16 protein-coding genes are annotated in these 15,057 nt (G+C 68.0%); 4 read left to right on the top strand and 12 right to left on the bottom strand.

What is annotated here, in order from left to right:
* Positions 1-105: 105 nt before the first annotated feature.
* Complete coding sequence (locus NMLP_RS09815) at positions 106-966, bottom strand: DMT family transporter (RefSeq protein WP_015409958.1); 861 nt, start codon at positions 964-966, stop codon at positions 106-108.
* 57 nt (positions 967-1,023) lie between these two features.
* Positions 1,024-1,440: a GIY-YIG nuclease family protein gene (locus tag NMLP_RS09810; protein ID WP_015409957.1), complete on the bottom strand. Its 417-nt coding sequence runs from the start codon at positions 1,438-1,440 to the stop codon at positions 1,024-1,026.
* 163 nt (positions 1,441-1,603) lie between these two features.
* Between NMLP_RS09810 and NMLP_RS09805 the strand changes: the two genes are divergently transcribed.
* Together NMLP_RS09805 and NMLP_RS09800 are read left to right on the top strand one after the other, a co-directional pair.
* Positions 1,604-1,798, top strand: a complete 195-nt coding sequence (locus tag NMLP_RS09805; RefSeq protein ID WP_015409956.1) for a methytransferase partner Trm112 — start codon at positions 1,604-1,606, stop codon at positions 1,796-1,798.
* Positions 1,799-1,842: 44 nt separating this feature from the next.
* Positions 1,843-2,406, top strand: coding sequence for a DUF7524 family protein (locus tag NMLP_RS09800; protein WP_015409955.1), 564 nt, complete (start codon positions 1,843-1,845; stop codon positions 2,404-2,406).
* A 22-nt stretch (positions 2,407-2,428) separates the two neighbouring features.
* Here NMLP_RS09800 and NMLP_RS09795 read toward each other — a convergent pair whose 3' ends face one another.
* Both NMLP_RS09795 and NMLP_RS09790 read right to left on the bottom strand, forming a co-directional pair.
* Positions 2,429-3,559 (bottom strand): DR2241 family protein, encoded by a 1,131-nt coding sequence (locus NMLP_RS09795; protein WP_049926421.1) that lies wholly within the window; start codon positions 3,557-3,559, stop codon positions 2,429-2,431.
* Positions 3,522-4,460, bottom strand: a complete 939-nt coding sequence (locus tag NMLP_RS09790; protein ID WP_015409953.1) for a CbiX/SirB N-terminal domain-containing protein — start codon at positions 4,458-4,460, stop codon at positions 3,522-3,524. Before NMLP_RS09790 ends, NMLP_RS09795 begins: the two co-directional genes overlap by 38 nt.
* A gap of 138 nt (positions 4,461-4,598) precedes the next feature.
* On the opposite strand from NMLP_RS09790, the gene NMLP_RS09785 reads away from it, so the two are divergent.
* Positions 4,599-5,087, top strand: coding sequence for a DUF7523 family protein (locus tag NMLP_RS09785; RefSeq protein ID WP_015409952.1), 489 nt, complete (start codon positions 4,599-4,601; stop codon positions 5,085-5,087).
* 26 nt (positions 5,088-5,113) lie between these two features.
* Positions 5,114-6,607 carry a cysteine--tRNA ligase gene (cysS, locus tag NMLP_RS09780; protein WP_015409951.1) on the top strand — a complete coding sequence of 498 codons (1,494 nt, stop codon included), beginning with the start codon at positions 5,114-5,116 and terminating at the stop codon, positions 6,605-6,607.
* Positions 6,608-6,628: 21 nt separating this feature from the next.
* On the opposite strand, the gene NMLP_RS09775 is transcribed toward cysS, so the two are convergent.
* The 8 genes from NMLP_RS09775 to NMLP_RS09740 all read right to left on the bottom strand — a co-directional run bounded on the left by NMLP_RS09775 (position 6,629) and on the right by NMLP_RS09740 (position 14,903).
* The gene (locus NMLP_RS09775; protein ID WP_015409950.1) at positions 6,629-7,852 is read right to left on the bottom strand and encodes a tripartite tricarboxylate transporter permease; all 1,224 of its coding nucleotides are present in this window, start codon (positions 7,850-7,852) and stop codon (positions 6,629-6,631) included.
* Positions 7,853-7,997: 145 nt separating this feature from the next.
* On the bottom strand, positions 7,998-8,336 hold the full coding sequence (rpl12p, locus tag NMLP_RS09770) for a 50S ribosomal protein P1 (RefSeq protein ID WP_015409949.1): 339 nt from the start codon (positions 8,334-8,336) through the stop codon (positions 7,998-8,000).
* Between the two features lie 6 nt (positions 8,337-8,342).
* Positions 8,343-9,401: a 50S ribosomal protein L10 gene (locus tag NMLP_RS09765; protein WP_015409948.1), complete on the bottom strand. Its 1,059-nt coding sequence runs from the start codon at positions 9,399-9,401 to the stop codon at positions 8,343-8,345.
* A complete protein-coding gene (locus tag NMLP_RS09760; protein WP_015409947.1) occupies positions 9,398-10,036 on the bottom strand; it encodes a 50S ribosomal protein L1 in 639 nt (212 codons plus the stop codon). Before NMLP_RS09760 ends, NMLP_RS09765 begins: the two co-directional genes overlap by 4 nt.
* Before the next feature lie 158 nt (positions 10,037-10,194).
* The gene (locus NMLP_RS09755) at positions 10,195-10,623 is read right to left on the bottom strand and encodes a thiol-disulfide oxidoreductase DCC family protein (protein ID WP_049926417.1); all 429 of its coding nucleotides are present in this window, start codon (positions 10,621-10,623) and stop codon (positions 10,195-10,197) included.
* A 79-nt stretch (positions 10,624-10,702) separates the two neighbouring features.
* A complete protein-coding gene (locus NMLP_RS09750; RefSeq protein WP_015409945.1) occupies positions 10,703-11,509 on the bottom strand; it encodes a hypothetical protein in 807 nt (268 codons plus the stop codon).
* Complete coding sequence (locus NMLP_RS09745) at positions 11,506-11,769, bottom strand: DUF5827 family protein (RefSeq protein ID WP_015409944.1); 264 nt, start codon at positions 11,767-11,769, stop codon at positions 11,506-11,508. The genes NMLP_RS09750 and NMLP_RS09745 overlap by 4 nt, the downstream gene beginning before the upstream one ends.
* 95 nt (positions 11,770-11,864) lie before the next feature.
* On the bottom strand, positions 11,865-14,903 hold the full coding sequence (locus NMLP_RS09740; RefSeq protein ID WP_173400750.1) for an FAD-binding and (Fe-S)-binding domain-containing protein: 3,039 nt from the start codon (positions 14,901-14,903) through the stop codon (positions 11,865-11,867).
* Between the last annotated feature and the right edge of the window lie 154 nt (positions 14,904-15,057).

Below are 15,057 nucleotides of genomic sequence, written 5' to 3'. Positions count from 1 at the left end.
CTCCAGGGGAAGCGCGTCGCTGGCTCCCCTGACGCGCGTCGCTGGCTCCCCTGGCTCGAGGCGTGTACGACCCGCGCTACGGAGGGCGTCGGCTCGCTGTTTTGGCTACTGTCGTGCGATGAACACGACGCCGACGACCACGAGCGACCCCCCGACCACGACGGCGAGGCCCACCGGCTCGTCGAGGAACACCGCCCCGAGGACGACCGTCGCAGCCGGTTCGACCGTGCTGAGTATCGACGCCGGGCCGGCGTCGATCCGCGAGAGGCCGGCGAAGAACGCGAAGATCGGTAACGCAGTCGCGACCACCGCGATGGCGACGACGGAACCCCACGCCAAGGCTCCGGCGGGAACGCCGAGCGTGTCGGTCGCCGCCCCGACGACGAGAAACGTCCCGGTCGCCGCCGGCATGACGTGGGCGGTGAGCGTGGCCGGCGTCACGTCCTCCAGCGCCGTCCGGCTCGTCGTGATGTATCCGGCGTAGAGGACCGCAGCGAGGAGCACGACGGCGATTCCGCGTGGGTCGGCGGCGACGGGATCGGCGCCCGTGATCAACGCGATGCCGCCGAGGGTGACCGCGAGCGCGGCGAGTTGTCGCCGCTCGATCGACTCGCCGAGAAACGCCGCCGCGAGGACGAGCACGAACGCCGGATAGGTGTACAGGACGATCCCGGCCATCCCGGCGGTCATGAACTCGAGCCCGACGAAGTAGAGACCGCTCACCGCGGCGTAGCCGGCGGATCCGAGCCCCACTGCGACGGCGAGTGCCCGCCCACGCAGCGGCCGGATTTCCCCCCGGAGTCCGAAGGCCGTCCAGGCGAACAGGGTCGCCAGTCCGAACCGCCACGAGAGGATCGTCGGGATGGAGAGCCCGGCGTCGCGGGCGACGATCCCCAACACGCCCAGCGTGCCGAACCCGGCGGCAGAACACAACACCAAGAGGGCACCGAGGCGCGTATCGTCCATACGCGCCGCAGCGCCCGGGGCGACAAACCCGTTCCGGAACTGGATCCTTCCGATCGATCACTCCCGACCGGCGTCGCGGTGGGCGCGGCTCACTGCCGCCCGGAGCCGATCGCCGTCCGCGTCGTAGGCGAGATGCGAGCGACAGTCGCAATCCGAGGCCCCGAACCCCGCGACCGGGGCCTCCGGGAGGGCGGCCGCGAGTGCACACTCGACGTCGGCGTCCGGCGTCCGGACGTCCCCCTGCATCGAGGCGTCGTCGTGGCCGAGCAGGTAGTCGACGTGCCAGTGGCGGGTCCCGCGCTCCCCGGCCGCGAGTTCGTAGTGGCGATCGACCCGGCCGAACCCACTCGATCCGAGGGCGCTGCCGGTGTAGGCGTACGCACCGGCAGGGAACCGATGTTCGCCGAGCGCGCCGATCGTTATATCCGCGGGGCGATCGAGACCGATCAGGAGGGTGTATGTTCCGCCAGTCATACCGGACCGTTGGTTGGGGGCGGTGTAGTAGCTGGTGGAGCTGTTCGGTTTCGAGTCGAATACGGACTCGGGTGGGTTCGGGCGCCCGACCCCGGGGCAGTCGGCGCCGAGCGCGTCGGGGCGACCCGCCATACTTTTGCCGTCGGCCGCCCGACTCGGCGGTATGAAAGAGACGCTTTTGGACATCCTGTGTTGCCCGCTCGACAAGGCCGAACTCGAACTCGAAGTGATCCGCGAGGACGACGACGAAATCCTCGAGGGACGGCTCGTCTGCACGGAGTGCGGCGAGGTGTACCCGATCGAGGACGGCATCCCGAACCTCCTGCCGCCGGACATGCGCGAGGAAGCGACGGCGTAGCACGACCGGTATATTTTTTAACCGTACCGGGTGTGTGTCACGATGTGACGGATTCGCTCGCCGTCGCGGTCAACCGTGACGGGCTGCACACGCTCGCCGTCCCGACGGAGTTCGAAGCGGCCGGTCCCTTCGTCGTCGAACTCCACAACCACGGCGAGGCCGCCCACGCATATCTCAACTTGGACGATCAGCTCTCGACGGTGGCCCACATCGGAGCCACGAACCACTACGTCGAGGCGGGCGAAAGCCGGCGGATCTACGTCGAAACCCGCGACCCGTCGACGTGGCCCGACGATCCGGTTCGCGGCAAACTCAAAGTCGTCGTCGGGCACGGACAGGAAACCCAGTACGCGGATATCACGTTCGACCCCGAATGCGGCCGAAACGAGGTCCAAGTCGACCCCGACCTCGCGACGCCCGCGGAGCGTCCGGAGTCGGAAACGCCGCCCGTACTCAGGGTGCTTCCGGTCGTGGTGCTCGGGAGCGTGGCCGTACTGCTCGCCGTCGCCGCGGTGTTCACGGGCGACGGCGTCGACGCAACGGTCGGTGGACTCGCGACCGCCGCCGCCGGGTTGTGCGCCGTGGCCGCGTACTACCTGTTGCGGTGACGCGGCCGCCACAGCGCGCGACTCACTCCGCGTGATCGTCGGTCGGAACGCCGCAGAGTCGTCCCTCCTCGTCGAAGCGTTTGGCCCGCAGAAACCGCGCCCGATAGCGGTTCGCCCCTTCGTATATGTCCGCCTCCCGGATGTCGTCGGCCTCGCCGTCAGCGACGGCGTCGACGATGGCCTCGAGTTGGTCTTTCTCGCTGGGCGTCAATTCGAACTCGTAGGTCCGCGAGCGCTCGCCCTCGAGTTTCGTCCACTTTCGTGCCGCCGTCACGACGAGCGAACAGGGTTCCCGGCAGGGAAAGGCCTCGTCGCCGCCGTCGACCGCCAGGTCTGTCTCGTCGTCGTACTCCCACTCGCGGCGCTTCAGACACTGGCTGTCGTCACAGCAGGCCTCGGCCACCCAATCGACGTGTTCGTGGCCCTCGCCGCGGTCCCACGTCTGTATGACGCCGTAGATGCCGCTTTGTCGCTCCATCGTCTCGCGCCAGTTGGTCACGTCGAGGTCGCCCTGTCGTTCGAGATACCAGTTCGCGATCGTCGCCGGGTAGACGTACTCGACGGTCTCCGCGAGTGCGGGGCCGTCAAGGTCGACGAACGCCCACCCGGTCGGCAGCGTCGGCGCGGTCTTCAGCGGTCGGTATCGCCCCCGGTCGTCGTGTTTGACGAGGTCGCGGGCGTCGAGGGGGTCCGTCAAGACGTCGAGCTCCTCGGCGCTCCTGTCGCCGTCGGCCTCGTGTCTGACCGTGTAGCGCCGCGTCCCGTCGTCACCTCCGGCGATGTCGATTCGGAGTTGCCCCCACGAAGCGTCGATGCCGTCCCCGGCGAGCGCGTCGGAGCGCTCCGGGACCGAGCGTTCCTCGGCGCCCTCGAGCCACCGGAGGAAGGCCCGCTCGGTGTCCGGGCGGTCGGTCCGATCCCAATGATACCAGTTCGAGACGAACCGCGGCTTCTCGGCGGCGACAGACCGGAGCTCCGGCTCGGAAAGCCCGGTATGGGTGCCGTCGGGCGTCTCGAACCGGTACCCGTCGCCAGTGTGACCCACGGAGAGGCCGTCGCACTCGATCCCCTCGGCCGCCGCCGAAACCAACGCGTCGAGGTGGGCGTCGTTCACGTCAGTCACCCGCCTCCGCGCCCGCCTCGGCGTCCGCATCCCTCCCGGTGTCGCCGGTCGTCCCTGCGTCGGGGTCCGTCCCGACGGTTCGGGTTTTTTCTCGGACCTCCTCGATCGCGTCGCCGACGTCGGCCCCGGCGTCGGCCGCCCGCTCGATGAGCACGTCGGCGGTGAGCGCCTCGGTGCCGACTGCCCCGGCGTACCAGATCCGGTGGCCCTCGACCTCGGCGGGTGTCTCCCAGCCGGTTCGGTAGTCCTCCGTCAGCCCCATGTCCTCCGGGATGTCCTCTTGGGTATGGTAGCCGTCGGCGACGAACAGCGGGACGACGACGACGTCCTCGGTTTCGAAAAAGTCCGTCACGTCGTCGACTTCGGGGTCCTCGTCCATGAACAGCGCCTCGACCTCCTCGAAGCGATCCATCGCGTCGATGCGGTCGGCGTGGAGCCGGACGGCCTTCGCGGAGTTCTCGTTGCGCTCGGTCCCGTGGCCGACGACGGCCAGGGCGACCCCCTCGCCGACCTCGGGATCGCCGGTGACGCTCTCGGCCCGCCGGACGATGACGTCGCTCATCGCGTCGTGGGTCCCGACGGGACCACAGTAATGGATCGTCTTTTCGACGTCGGCCGCCTCGAAGGTAGCGTGTGTCGCGCTCGTTCCATCGGAGTCCCACGCCTCGAGGTCCCACTCATCGAGGCGGAGTTCCCGCGGGATGACCTCCTCGGTGAAGTACCCCTCCGAAATAAAAAGCGGCACGACGTACACTTCGTCGCTTTCGACCGTCCGGAGCACCTCCCGGAAGGAGGGCTCTTCCTTCCAGAAGCCGGTCCTCACTTCGTCGAAGACGCCGGCCTCGCGTATCGTGTCGGCGTGGTCGTACGTCGGGGTGCTCGCGTCGGGATTGAGGTGTGACCCGTGGGCGACGATGACGAGCGCTTGCATACTATTGTGTTGTGCGACGGCGGCCTTATGGGCTTCGGGACGTCCCATAAGATGCGACAGCGCGACCGACGGACGCGACCGCGAGACCCGCCGACGTCGACCGGTACGCCCTTGTTCGGGCCGGGCGAGCCCCCGTCTATGACCGTCGCCGAAGACACGCGCGCCGCCGTCCGGGCGCACCCCTTTCTCCACACCGCGCTCCGGGCGGGCGTCCTCAACTACACCGCCGCCGCCGAGTTTCTCGACGTCGGTGATACCGACGCCGTCGTCGCCGCCCTCCGTCGGTACGCCGAAGGGCTGGACGGGCACGACCCCACGGGGCGCCGCGTCAGCGTCTCGATGCGTTCGAACGTCGGCGTTGCCGGGGACGACGAAGGCGGACTCCTGCAGGTCGGCACGGACACGTTTGCGGCGGCGGGCGGCGATCTGACGGCCGTCGTGGCGACCGGCGAGGTCGGTGCCCGGTCGCTCGAAGCGGTGCTCGGACGGCTCCGAACGGCCGAAATCGAGGCCGTCGCGGCCGCGGGAACCGACGGTCACCTCGCCGTCGTCGTCAGTCGACGGGCCGGGCCCGACGCGGTCAGAGCCGTCGAGGACGCGCTCGGAGACGGGCAAGCGACGCATTAAAATCGGCGCCGACCGAGGCTCCGGCAATGACGCTCCGTCTGTTGAATACGCTCTCGGGCGAGCGCGAGGCGTTCGAACCGGCCGATCCCGACAACGTCCTGTTGTACTATTGCGGGCTGACGGTGTCGGATGCGGCCCACCTCGGCCACGCCCGGACGTGGGTCCACGTCGACGTGATCCACCGGTGGCTCGAACACCTCGGCTACGGCGTCCGCCACGTGGAGAACGTCACCGACGTCAACGAGAAGATCGTCGCCCGCGTCGGCGAGCGTGCCGACGGCGGAACCCTCGGCGAGGACGAACTCGACGTGGCTCGCAGCTTCATCGGGCAGCTGCTCGCCGACATGCGCGCGCTTAACCTCGAACGCGCCGAGGTGTATCCCCGGGTGTCGGAGCACGTCCCGGAGATCATCGCCCTCGTCGAAACGCTGATCGAGAAGGGGTACGCCTACGAGTCCAACGGCTCCGTGTACTTCGACGTGACCGAGTTCCCCGACTACGGGAAGCTCTCGAACCAGTCGGTAGCGGACGTCGAAGCACAGGGCGCCGAGGACGAACGCTCCGAGAAGCGCACCCCGGCCGACTTCGCGCTGTGGAAGGCCGGCGGCGTCTCGGAGGCCGCCGTCGAGGAACACCGACACGGGGACCGCGAGTACGACGCCGACAGCCCGACGGGCGAGACGTGGGACTCGCCGTGGGGGGAGGGGCGTCCGGGCTGGCACATCGAGTGTTCGGCGATGTCGATGACGCACCTCGACGACTCCATCGACATCCACATCGGCGGCCGCGACCTCGTCTTCCCGCACCACGAGAACGAAATCGCCCAGAGCGAGGCGGCGACCGGCGAGCGGTTCGCCAGCTATTGGCTCCACGCCGACCTCTTCGAGATGGACGACGAGAAGATGTCCTCTAGCCTCGGCAACTTCATCCCTGTCTCGGAGGCTGTCGACCGGTTCGGGGTCAACGCCCTCCGGATGTTCTTCGCGTCAGCGTCGTACAACTCGACGCAGACCTACAGCGAGGCGGCGATCGAGGAGGCGATCGAGCGCTGGGAGCGCCTCGAGGCGGCCCACGACCGGGTCGAATCGGCGGCCGACGCCCCCAACGCTCGGACGAAGGTCGAATCCCCGCTTCGGGGGGCGGTCGAGGACGCGCGGACGGCGTTCACCGACGCGATGAACGACGATTTCAACACCCGCGAGGCGCTCGCGGCGCTCCTCGAACTCGCCGGGGCAGCGAACCGCCACCTTGAGGGAGCGGACACCTACGACTACCGGGGACTGCGACGTACCCTCGAGACGTTCGAGGAGTTCGGCGAGGGCGTGTTGGGCTTCGACTTCGGCGGCGGCGCCGAGGGCGAGGCGACGCTCGTCGGCGAGCTCGTCGAGTTGGTCCTCGAACTCCGCGAGGACGAGCGGGAAGCCGGCAACTACGGGCGGGCGGACGACCTCCGGGACGACCTCGAAGCGCTCGGCGTCGAGGTGCAGGACACCGACGACGGCCCCGAGTATCGGCTGTAGCGTTCCCGATACGGTCCCGTTTCATCCGAGGACAATTGGACCGATGAGCACCCCCATCAGGTTCGCGCGACGGGCGCGGAGCCGGGCCGGGACGAGCCCTACCGTCGTCGCCGCCAGGTACGCGCCGACGCCGACGGGGCCGGCGAACAGGTACGACAGTCCCGCGAGTCCACAGAGCAACCCGACCGAGAGCCGAGCCGGATCCATCCGCCCGACGACAGCGAGATACCGATCGCCCACCGCGAGGACACAGAGGAACCCGGCGCTCGCCCCGACCGTGACGGCGACGAGCAGGTGCGGCATCGAGAGCGGTACCGACGCCGATTCGAGGGCGACGAGGACGCCCGTCCGTGGCGATCCGAGGGCGACGAGCGCAAAGAGCGCGAAGATCGTATTTGCCGTGTTAACTCCCGACGTGGCGACGACGAAGCCGCGAGCGCCGTAGCGCCCTGGGACGGCCAAAAGCGCCAGCGTCGCGGCGACGGCGCTCGACACCGCCGGCACGTAGCCGACGACTGCCCCGGAGAGCGTACCGAGCCCCGAGAGCCCGAGGACGCCCCGTTTCGACGCCGCGATTTCAGGGCCGTCCTGCGGTGGGACGCCGTCGCCGTCGACGGCGTCGATCAACACGGGCGCGCCGAACAGCCCGGCGAAAAGTGGCGCGAGCATCCCGCCAGCTGCCAGCGGGGCCTCGGGGGAGAGATCCAGCGTACCGAGCCCGAGCGCCGCGCTCAGCCCGAAGGAGGCGGCAGCGACGAGCTTCGACACGACGCCCCGTTCGGTCAGGATCAGCGTCGCCGCGACGCCACAGAGGACGACGGCGAGGTTCGCCCGGACGAGGGGCCACAACCGGACCATCAGCCCGGTGATCGGGATCGCAAGGGGGGCAGCGAGGACGACCGCGCCGGCGCTGCCGAGCGCCGAGAGCCGAAGCGCCTCTCGGCCGCGCCCCTCGAGGACGAGTCGGTGACCGGGCAGGGCCGCGACCGCCGTTGCAGGGTCGGGAACGCCGAGCGCGAGCGTTGGGACGATCTCGAGGAACGTGTGGACGACGCCCGCCGAGAGCATCGCCATCCCGACGTACAGCGGCGGCCCTGGGACCGACGGAGCGACGCCCGCGAGCAACAGCGCCATGTTGTTGGCGTGCAGTCCCGGCACGAGGCCGCTCACCGCGCCGAGACCGACGCCACCGCCGACGAAACAGAGCGCGAGGACCGTCGCCCCCGGCGCGAGTGTCACCTCCATCGAGCAGGAGTGGCCGCGTCATCGGATATAAATGACCGGGCGGACCGGCGGACCGCCGGCGCCCACCGTGGCCCCGGAGACGGTCGCGTCGCTGGTACGTTAATAAAAGAGAAGGTTTGGACCGTTCGATCGAGTCGGAAGCCGACTACCCGAACAGTTCGCCGAGGCCTTCGCCGCCGTCGTCGTCCTCGTCGTCCTCTTCGTCGGCGTCGGCGTCGGCTTCCTCGGCCTCGTCGGCGTCAGCTTCCTCGGCTTCGTCGGCCGTCTCGGTCGATCCGCCGGCCGCGCTGCCGCCGGCCGCGGGCACCGCTGCGGCCGTTTCGATGGCCTCCTCGACGTCGACGTCTTCCAGCGCGGCGACGAGCGCCTTGACGCGGGATTCCTCGACGTCGACACCGGCGGCGTCGAGCACGCCGGTCAGGTTGTCTTCGTTGATCTCTTCGTCGGTCTCGTGCAGAATGAGTGCTGCGTAAACGTATTCCATTGATAATCACCCGAACATGTCGCCGAGCGCGTCGCCGCCGTCGTCGGCGTCCTCGGCGTTGTCTTCGTCTTCGTCTTCGTCGCTCGATTCCTCGACCGCGGCCTCGTCGGCCTCGTCGTCGTCTCCGTCCGCTTCCTCGGCGTCGGCTGCCGGCGTAGCAGGGGCAGCCTCGACGCCGCGGAGTTCCTCCGGCAGCGCCTCCTCGTCGTCGATGGCGCCGGCGAGCGCCCGAACCTGGGCGTCGGCCTTCGAAACGAGATCGTCGGCGAGGTCGGGGCTCTCGACGGCTGCCGACAGCCCGACGGACTTCGCCTCGCCGGCCGCCTTCGCGAGCATCGACGGCGCGGTCCGGGCCGTCGGGTACTCGGCGTTGAGCGAGAGATTCCGCGCTGCGCTGGAGGCGGCTTCGAGGTCCGCGACGTACTCCTCGACGTCGATGTCGAGCTCCTCGGGCGAGAACAACACGCCCTCGGAGAACACGCCGCGGAGGTCGAGGCCGACCTCCTTGGGTTCGATCCCGAGTTCGGCGAGCACGTTCGCGAGGTCGGCCGACACTTCCTCGCCGGCCGAGAGCACGGTCGAGTCCTCGACGACCTTGATCGATCCGCCGTCGATCCGGGCGTTCGCCCCGACCGTCTGGAGGTCACCGACGAACGGTCCCGGGTCGACGCCGGTGTCACCCTCGGGGATGACGATGTCGTTCGGCGTGACCTCCCCGGCGTTGATCGGCGCCGGCGTCTTCGACGCTTCGAGCTGTTGGTACAGCCCGAAGGGGTTGTCGTTCGTGCCGATCAGGCCCACCTGGCCATCGACGTGCTCGGCGATGCCCTCGAGGCCGTCGCCGACCTCGGCGAGGGCACGCTCGATCAGGGTGTTCCGCGAGACGCGCAGCGCCGCGGTCCCGTGGAGCTCACGGCGCATATCCTGGAGTTGTTTGCTCGGGATACCCGTGATGTCGACGACGCCGATCGAGCCGTAGCTCTCGAGGAACTCGACGATCGCGTCGGTCTCCTCGCGTTTCCACTGCGGGATCGTCTCGGTCTTGCGTTCGGCCTCGGCGCTCATGCGGGCACCTCCACCGCCGGCCCCATCGTCGTCTTCACGTACACCGAATCGATGTTCTGGGGGCCCTTCTCGAGGTCCGTGAACAGTCGGCGCAGGATGACGTCGATGTTGTCGGCGATCGCGTCGGCGTCCATGTCCTCGGCGCCGACGCGCGTGTGGAACGTGCGCCGCTCGCCGGAACGGACCTGGACGGTGTTTTTCATCCGGTCGACAGTCTCGACGACGTCGTCGTCGGGCTGCAGGGGCGTCGGCATTTTCCCCCGGGGACCGAGGACGGTCCCGAGATACCGGCCGATGTCCTGCATCAGATTGGCTTCCGCGATGAAGAAGTCGGTCTCGTCGGCAAGGTCTTTCGCCGCGTTATCGTCGTCTCCGAGGTCTTCGAGGTCCTCGCCGTCGAGTACCTCGTCGGCGATGTCCTCGGCTCGGAGGGCGGTCTCGCCCTCCGCGAAGACGACGATACGCGTGTCCTGGCCCGTACCCGACGGTAAGACGATGCTCTCGTCCACCCGGTTGTTGGGGTCGGCTAGGTCTAGATCGCGCAGGTTGACAGCGATGTCCACCGTCTCCCGGAAGTTCCGGTCGGGTGAGTCGCTGAGTGCGCTGGATACTGCGTCCTGTATCGAATCTGCCATCGTTCACCTCCGTAGTTGCAGCCACGTGGCTACTACGGCGTGAAACAGGCTACGCCTGTCTCACGTTGAGCGAGGCGGATGAGCCACTTAAGCGCGTCGAACCGGCCCCGCGTGTGGCGAGCGATCACATCCACTCGGGCACCGAAGTGCCGGACGGTTCACCCGAGAAGCCGATCGCGGAGGTCGCCGTCGACGAGGTCGCTGTCAGGTGCGAGACACGCCTCCCGCGTCCCGAACCACTCATAGCGGTTTCGCGCTACCCATCGGTAGCCGCGGTCGCGGATCGATTCTGGGACGAGGGCGGCGACAGAGCCGAGCGCCCAGGGAAACCCCAACAGCCACGCCAGCCGGACGACGGCGTCGGATTCGGTGTACGCGGTCTCTCCCTCGACGACGACCATGCTCCGGTCGTACGTCCGGGGAAGGCCACAGCGCTCCAGCAGTTCCGTCCCGGCCTCGGACTGGAGCGTCCCGAAGCGGAGTCGGTCGCTTCGGTCCATCCGGAGCAACCACGGGAGCGACCCGACACAGAGGTTACAGACGCCGTCGAAGAGCACGACCGGAGCGGCGTCGGTCTCGGAGTTCACGGCGTTGAGTAGGGTACGCGCCGTGGAGAGTCTGTCGCTCGCGGGCGGCGACGGCGGAACGCCCGTGGCCGGAGCACGGTCAGACCGCCCCGAGCAGTGCGTCGTAGGAGTCCGTGTAGGCGTCGGCGACGACCCCGAGATCCCCGCGTTCCGCGCTCGACAGCGCCGGCAGCGCGAGCGACTCGACCGGCTCGAGGAGGTCGACGACGCTCCCGACGCGCTCCTCAAGACGGCCCTCGTGGGCGCTGCCGCTTGCGACTTCGCAGGCCTTCGCGTACCGATCGCCGTCGTAGACGCGACAGCGCCGGGGTTCGACGACGGCGACCGCGTCGGGGACGAACGACGAGAGCGGGCGGGCAATATCGGCGTAGGACTCCACGATCGCCCCCTCGCGGTCCTCGATCCCGTCCGCGAGCGCGTCCAGCGCGGGCGCGTGATAGTGGGCCATCGACTCGTTGAGCGCCTCCAGCGAGTCGACGTGGTGGGCACGATCCAGTGGGAACGCCCGCTTCGCCCCCGGCGGGACGTCGGCTTCGCCGTTGACAACGTAGGTATCGGCGTCGAGCGTGACGCGGTCGAACAGAAAGCGTCGCCCGTCGCGGCCCAGAATGCCCTTGCCGCGCCCCGGCGTCGGCAGCCACAGCCGGTGGACGGGGTTGATCTCCTCGGGACTCGTCGATCCCCCGTTCGCGGCGGCGATCTGTTTTGCGTCCTTCCCGTAGAGGCGGCCCTCCTCGATCGCCCGCCGGTAGTCGTCTTGGTCGTACCAGTAGCCGTTCCCGGCACGGGGTTTATACCCACGGATCCCGGTGCGTTCGATCAGGCCGGTCGTGAACGTTGTCTTCCCGGCGTCGACCTCAGAGCTCCCGGCGACCAGCAGTTTCATCTGAGGCCGTAGTACCCCGGCTCGTCGTCGGCGTCGGGTTCGGCGAAGACGAACGCCCCGCTGTGGTCGAGCATCCACGGGATCGCCCAATCGAGGAGGACGTCCTCGGTCTCGACGTCGAGTTCAGCATCGGGGTCGACGCCCTGCAGGAGGCGGGCGATCTCGTAGACGGTGTAGAGATACTCCGCTTCGAGGACGTCCTCCGGCTCCCGGAACTCGAACTCCCGGAGGTCGTCGACGTCGTCGCGTGGTTTCGGCATGGCCGTCGGTAGGCGTCGATCTATTTAAAAACGTGGCGCCTCGTCGGCGGACCCCGAACTCGCGACCGCGGGCGAAACGGCGCAACCGCCCACTCTCAGGCCAGCGCGTCGTGGAGCTTCTCGACGGGGTGGGCGGGGCGTTCGCCCTCGAAGTCGTCGTCCGCGAGCTGAGAGCGACAGGACGCGCCGGGGGCGACGACCTCGCCGCCGGGGCTCTCTTCGACCTTCTCGTGGAGGATCTCACCGATCGCCTTCGAGAGTTCGTAGTGCTCCTCTTCGTAGCCGAAGGAGCCGGCCATCCCACAGCACGACGAGTCGAGCGCGTCGACGTCGTAGCCGGCCGCCGACAGCGCGGCTGCGGCGTGGTGATCGCGGTTGAGCGCCTTCTGGTTGCAGTGGCCGTGGTAGGTCACGTACTCCGCGGGCGCGTCGAAGTCCATCTCGTCGGTGACCTGATACGTGTTGAGATACTCGCAGACGCCGTAGGCGGCGACGGCGAGGTCCTCGACGCGGTCGTCCGAGAGGAGATCGAGGTACTCGTCCTGAAACATCACAGCGTCGGAGGGTTCGACGAACAGCACAGACCAGCCGTCCTCGACGTACGGCATCAACGTGTCGAGGTTCGTTTGGGCGCGTTCTTCGGCCTCGTCGAGCAGCCCCATCGAGAAGGCCGCCCGGCCGCTGGCGGCGATCTCGTCTTTGTCCGCGACGCGAACGTGGATGTTCGCCGCCTCGAGCAGTTCGACGGCCGCCTTCCCGGGCTCGGGGTAGTTGTAGTTGGTGTAGGTGTCCGGGAACAGGACGACGGTGTCGTCGGCCTCCGCCAGCGGAACCCGGGGACCGCGCTCCTCGAACCACCCGACGAGCGTTTCCTTCGAGAACGTCGGGAGGTCGCGCTCGGGGGCGATCCCGAGTACCTTCTCGGCGATGACGTCCGATCCGGGGAGCTTTTGTGCCCAGTTCGAGACCGGCGCAACGGCGCTCCCGAGGGCGTTGACCGTATCGACGTTGCCGAAGAGCTTCGATCGGAGACTCGTTCCCTTCTCTTGATGATAGTCGTGTTTGACCTCGGCTTTCAGCTTCGCGAAGTCGACACCGGTCGGGCAATCGGACTTACAGCCCTTACAGCCGACACAGAGGTCCAACACCTCCTCCTGGAAGCGATCGGAGTAGATCTCCTCTTCCGGGAGTTCGCCGCTTATGGCGGCCCGCAGGGAGTTCGCGCGCCCCCGGGTCGCCTGGACCTCCTCGCGGGAGGCCCGGAACGTCGGACACATCGTGTTCTCGTCGGTCTGTCGGCAGGTCCCACAGCCGTTGCACAACTCGACGAGGTGCGAAAAGCCGCCCTCGTCGGAGAAATCCAGCTTCGTCTGCGGTTCGAGCGACTGATAGCTCGAGCCGTACCGGAGGTTCTCCCGCATATCCGCGCCGACGCCGCGGTTGTCCGCCGGACCGACGTCCTCGGGGCCGTCGCGGTAGACGACGTTGCCGGGATGCATGAACCACTCGGGATCGAAGGCGGTCTTGACCTCCTTGAACGCGGTCCAGAGGTCGTCGCCGTACATCTTCGGGTTGAACTCGGTTCGGGCCATCCCGTCGCCGTGTTCGCCCGAAAAGGACCCGTGATGTTTCAACACCAGGTCGGTCACGTCGTCGGTGATCGAGTGCATTTTCTCGATGCCGACCTCGTCTTTGAGGTTCAGGATCGGCCGGATATGCAGCGTGCCGCTGCCGGCGTGGGCGAAGTACGCGGCGGAGGTGTCGTGATCCTCTAGGACCTCCTCGAACTCGACGACGTACTCGGCGAGCTCCTCCGGCGGCACCGTCGCGTCCTCGATGAACGGGTACGGCTTGGGGTCGCCCTCCAGACTCATCAACAGCGGGATCGCCGCCTTCCGGAGCGACCACATGTCCTTTTGGGCCTCGTCGGTGTAGGCCTCGATGGCGTCGAAGGCGTCGCCGTCGTCGACGAAGTACGCGTTGGTCTCGCCGATGGCGGCCTCGAAGTCCTCGACGAGTTCGGAGTCGTACTCGAGCATGAGCGCCGCGGCCGTCCCCCCGGGGATCGGCTCGACGTACTCGCTGTAGCCGTCCGACTCGGCTGCCAGCCGGAACACCTCGTCGTCCATCAACTCGACGGCGCTGACCTCGAAGTTCAAGGCCTCCGGGACGGCCTCCATCGCGTCGACCAGCGAGTCGAAACAGTACAGCACCAACGCGGTCTCCTCGGGCATCGTCACGAGGCCGACTGTGGCCTCGACAATGACGCCGAGGGTCCCCTCGCTGCCGACGTAGAGCTTCGAGAGGTTGATCACCGTCTCGCCCGCGCCGTTCTCATAGATGACGCGATCGAGGTTGTAGCCGCTGACGCGGCGCTTGAGATCGGGGTACTTCTCTTCAATCTCGGCTTCGTTCTCCTCGACGAGCGCGCGGACGGTCTCATATATTTCGGCCTCGCGGTCGTCTTTCGAGACGATCTCGTCGTACTCGTCGCTGTCGAGGACGACCTCGCGGGCGTGCAGCAACGAACCGTCGGGGAGGACGGCTTTGACCTCCTCGGTGTAGGCGTCCGTGATCCCGTAGCGAACCGAGTGTGCGCCGGTCGAGTTGTTCCCGATGCCGCCGCCGACTGTCGAGCGGTTCGACGAGGCCGGATCGGGCGCGAACTTCAGGCCCTCCTCGGCGAGGCGATCGTCGAGGTCGTCCTGAACGATCCCCGGCTGGATGCGGGCGCGTTGTGCGTCGGCGTCGATCTCGAGGAGCCCGTCCATGTGCCGGGACATATCGAGGACGACACACCCCGGCCCGACGGTCTGCCCGGCGAGCGATGAACCGGCCCCACGCGGCAGAACCGGCGTCTCGTGCTCGACGGCGATCCGGACGGCCTCGCGGACGTCGGCGATGTCCTTCGGGTAGACGACGCCGGCCGGCTGGGCCTGATAGATGCTTCCGTCGGTCGCGTACAGCACCTGTGCGTACTCGTCGAAACGAACGGCCCCCGAGACGGCCGCCTCGAGGTCCGACGCCAGATCGATGTACTCGGAGACGGTATCGCCCGGTTCGCGTTCGAGAGCCGACGGGTCACCCGGCGGATCGGCCGGTCGGATCATTGGTTCCTGGTTGTCTGCACCCATACCAGTGACCGCGACCGTAACGGTCTAAAGACTGTTGCTTTTCGTGGTTTTAATCGGTGTGTCACGTCATTGTTCGGTATGGTCTTTCTCGCCCGACGGTGTGATCAGGCAACGACCCCGACGTCGGAGGGGCAGTCGTGCCCGATGCGACCGG

Source organism: Natronomonas moolapensis 8.8.11, assembly GCF_000591055.1.
GTDB lineage: Archaea > Halobacteriota > Halobacteria > Halobacteriales > Haloarculaceae > Natronomonas > Natronomonas moolapensis.
Note: the sequence above shows the minus strand (reverse complement) of the source record. Positions and strands in the feature narration are given on the sequence as shown.

Excerpts from the sequence above, each read along its gene's own strand:
- NMLP_RS09815 (WP_015409958.1), bottom strand. The coding sequence starts at position 966 with ATGGACGATACGCGCCTCGGTGCCCTCTTGGTGTTGTGTTCTGCCGCC.
- NMLP_RS09810 (WP_015409957.1), bottom strand. The coding sequence starts at position 1,440 with ATGACTGGCGGAACATACACCCTCCTGATCGGTCTCGATCGCCCCGCG.
- NMLP_RS09805 (WP_015409956.1), top strand. The coding sequence starts at position 1,604 with ATGAAAGAGACGCTTTTGGACATCCTGTGTTGCCCGCTCGACAAGGCC.
- NMLP_RS09795 (WP_049926421.1), bottom strand. The coding sequence starts at position 3,559 with ATGCGGACGCCGAGGCGGGCGCGGAGGCGGGTGACTGACGTGAACGAC.
- NMLP_RS09790 (WP_015409953.1), bottom strand. The coding sequence starts at position 4,460 with ATGCAAGCGCTCGTCATCGTCGCCCACGGGTCACACCTCAATCCCGAC.
- NMLP_RS09785 (WP_015409952.1), top strand. The coding sequence starts at position 4,599 with ATGACCGTCGCCGAAGACACGCGCGCCGCCGTCCGGGCGCACCCCTTT.
- cysS (WP_015409951.1), top strand. The coding sequence starts at position 5,114 with ATGACGCTCCGTCTGTTGAATACGCTCTCGGGCGAGCGCGAGGCGTTC.
- NMLP_RS09775 (WP_015409950.1), bottom strand. The coding sequence starts at position 7,852 with ATGGAGGTGACACTCGCGCCGGGGGCGACGGTCCTCGCGCTCTGTTTC.
- rpl12p (WP_015409949.1), bottom strand. The coding sequence starts at position 8,336 with ATGGAATACGTTTACGCAGCACTCATTCTGCACGAGACCGACGAAGAG.
- NMLP_RS09765 (WP_015409948.1), bottom strand. The coding sequence starts at position 9,401 with ATGAGCGCCGAGGCCGAACGCAAGACCGAGACGATCCCGCAGTGGAAA.
- NMLP_RS09760 (WP_015409947.1), bottom strand. The coding sequence starts at position 10,036 with ATGGCAGATTCGATACAGGACGCAGTATCCAGCGCACTCAGCGACTCA.
- NMLP_RS09750 (WP_015409945.1), bottom strand. The coding sequence starts at position 11,509 with ATGAAACTGCTGGTCGCCGGGAGCTCTGAGGTCGACGCCGGGAAGACA.
- NMLP_RS09745 (WP_015409944.1), bottom strand. The coding sequence starts at position 11,769 with ATGCCGAAACCACGCGACGACGTCGACGACCTCCGGGAGTTCGAGTTC.
- NMLP_RS09740 (WP_173400750.1), bottom strand. The coding sequence starts at position 14,903 with ATGGGTGCAGACAACCAGGAACCAATGATCCGACCGGCCGATCCGCCG.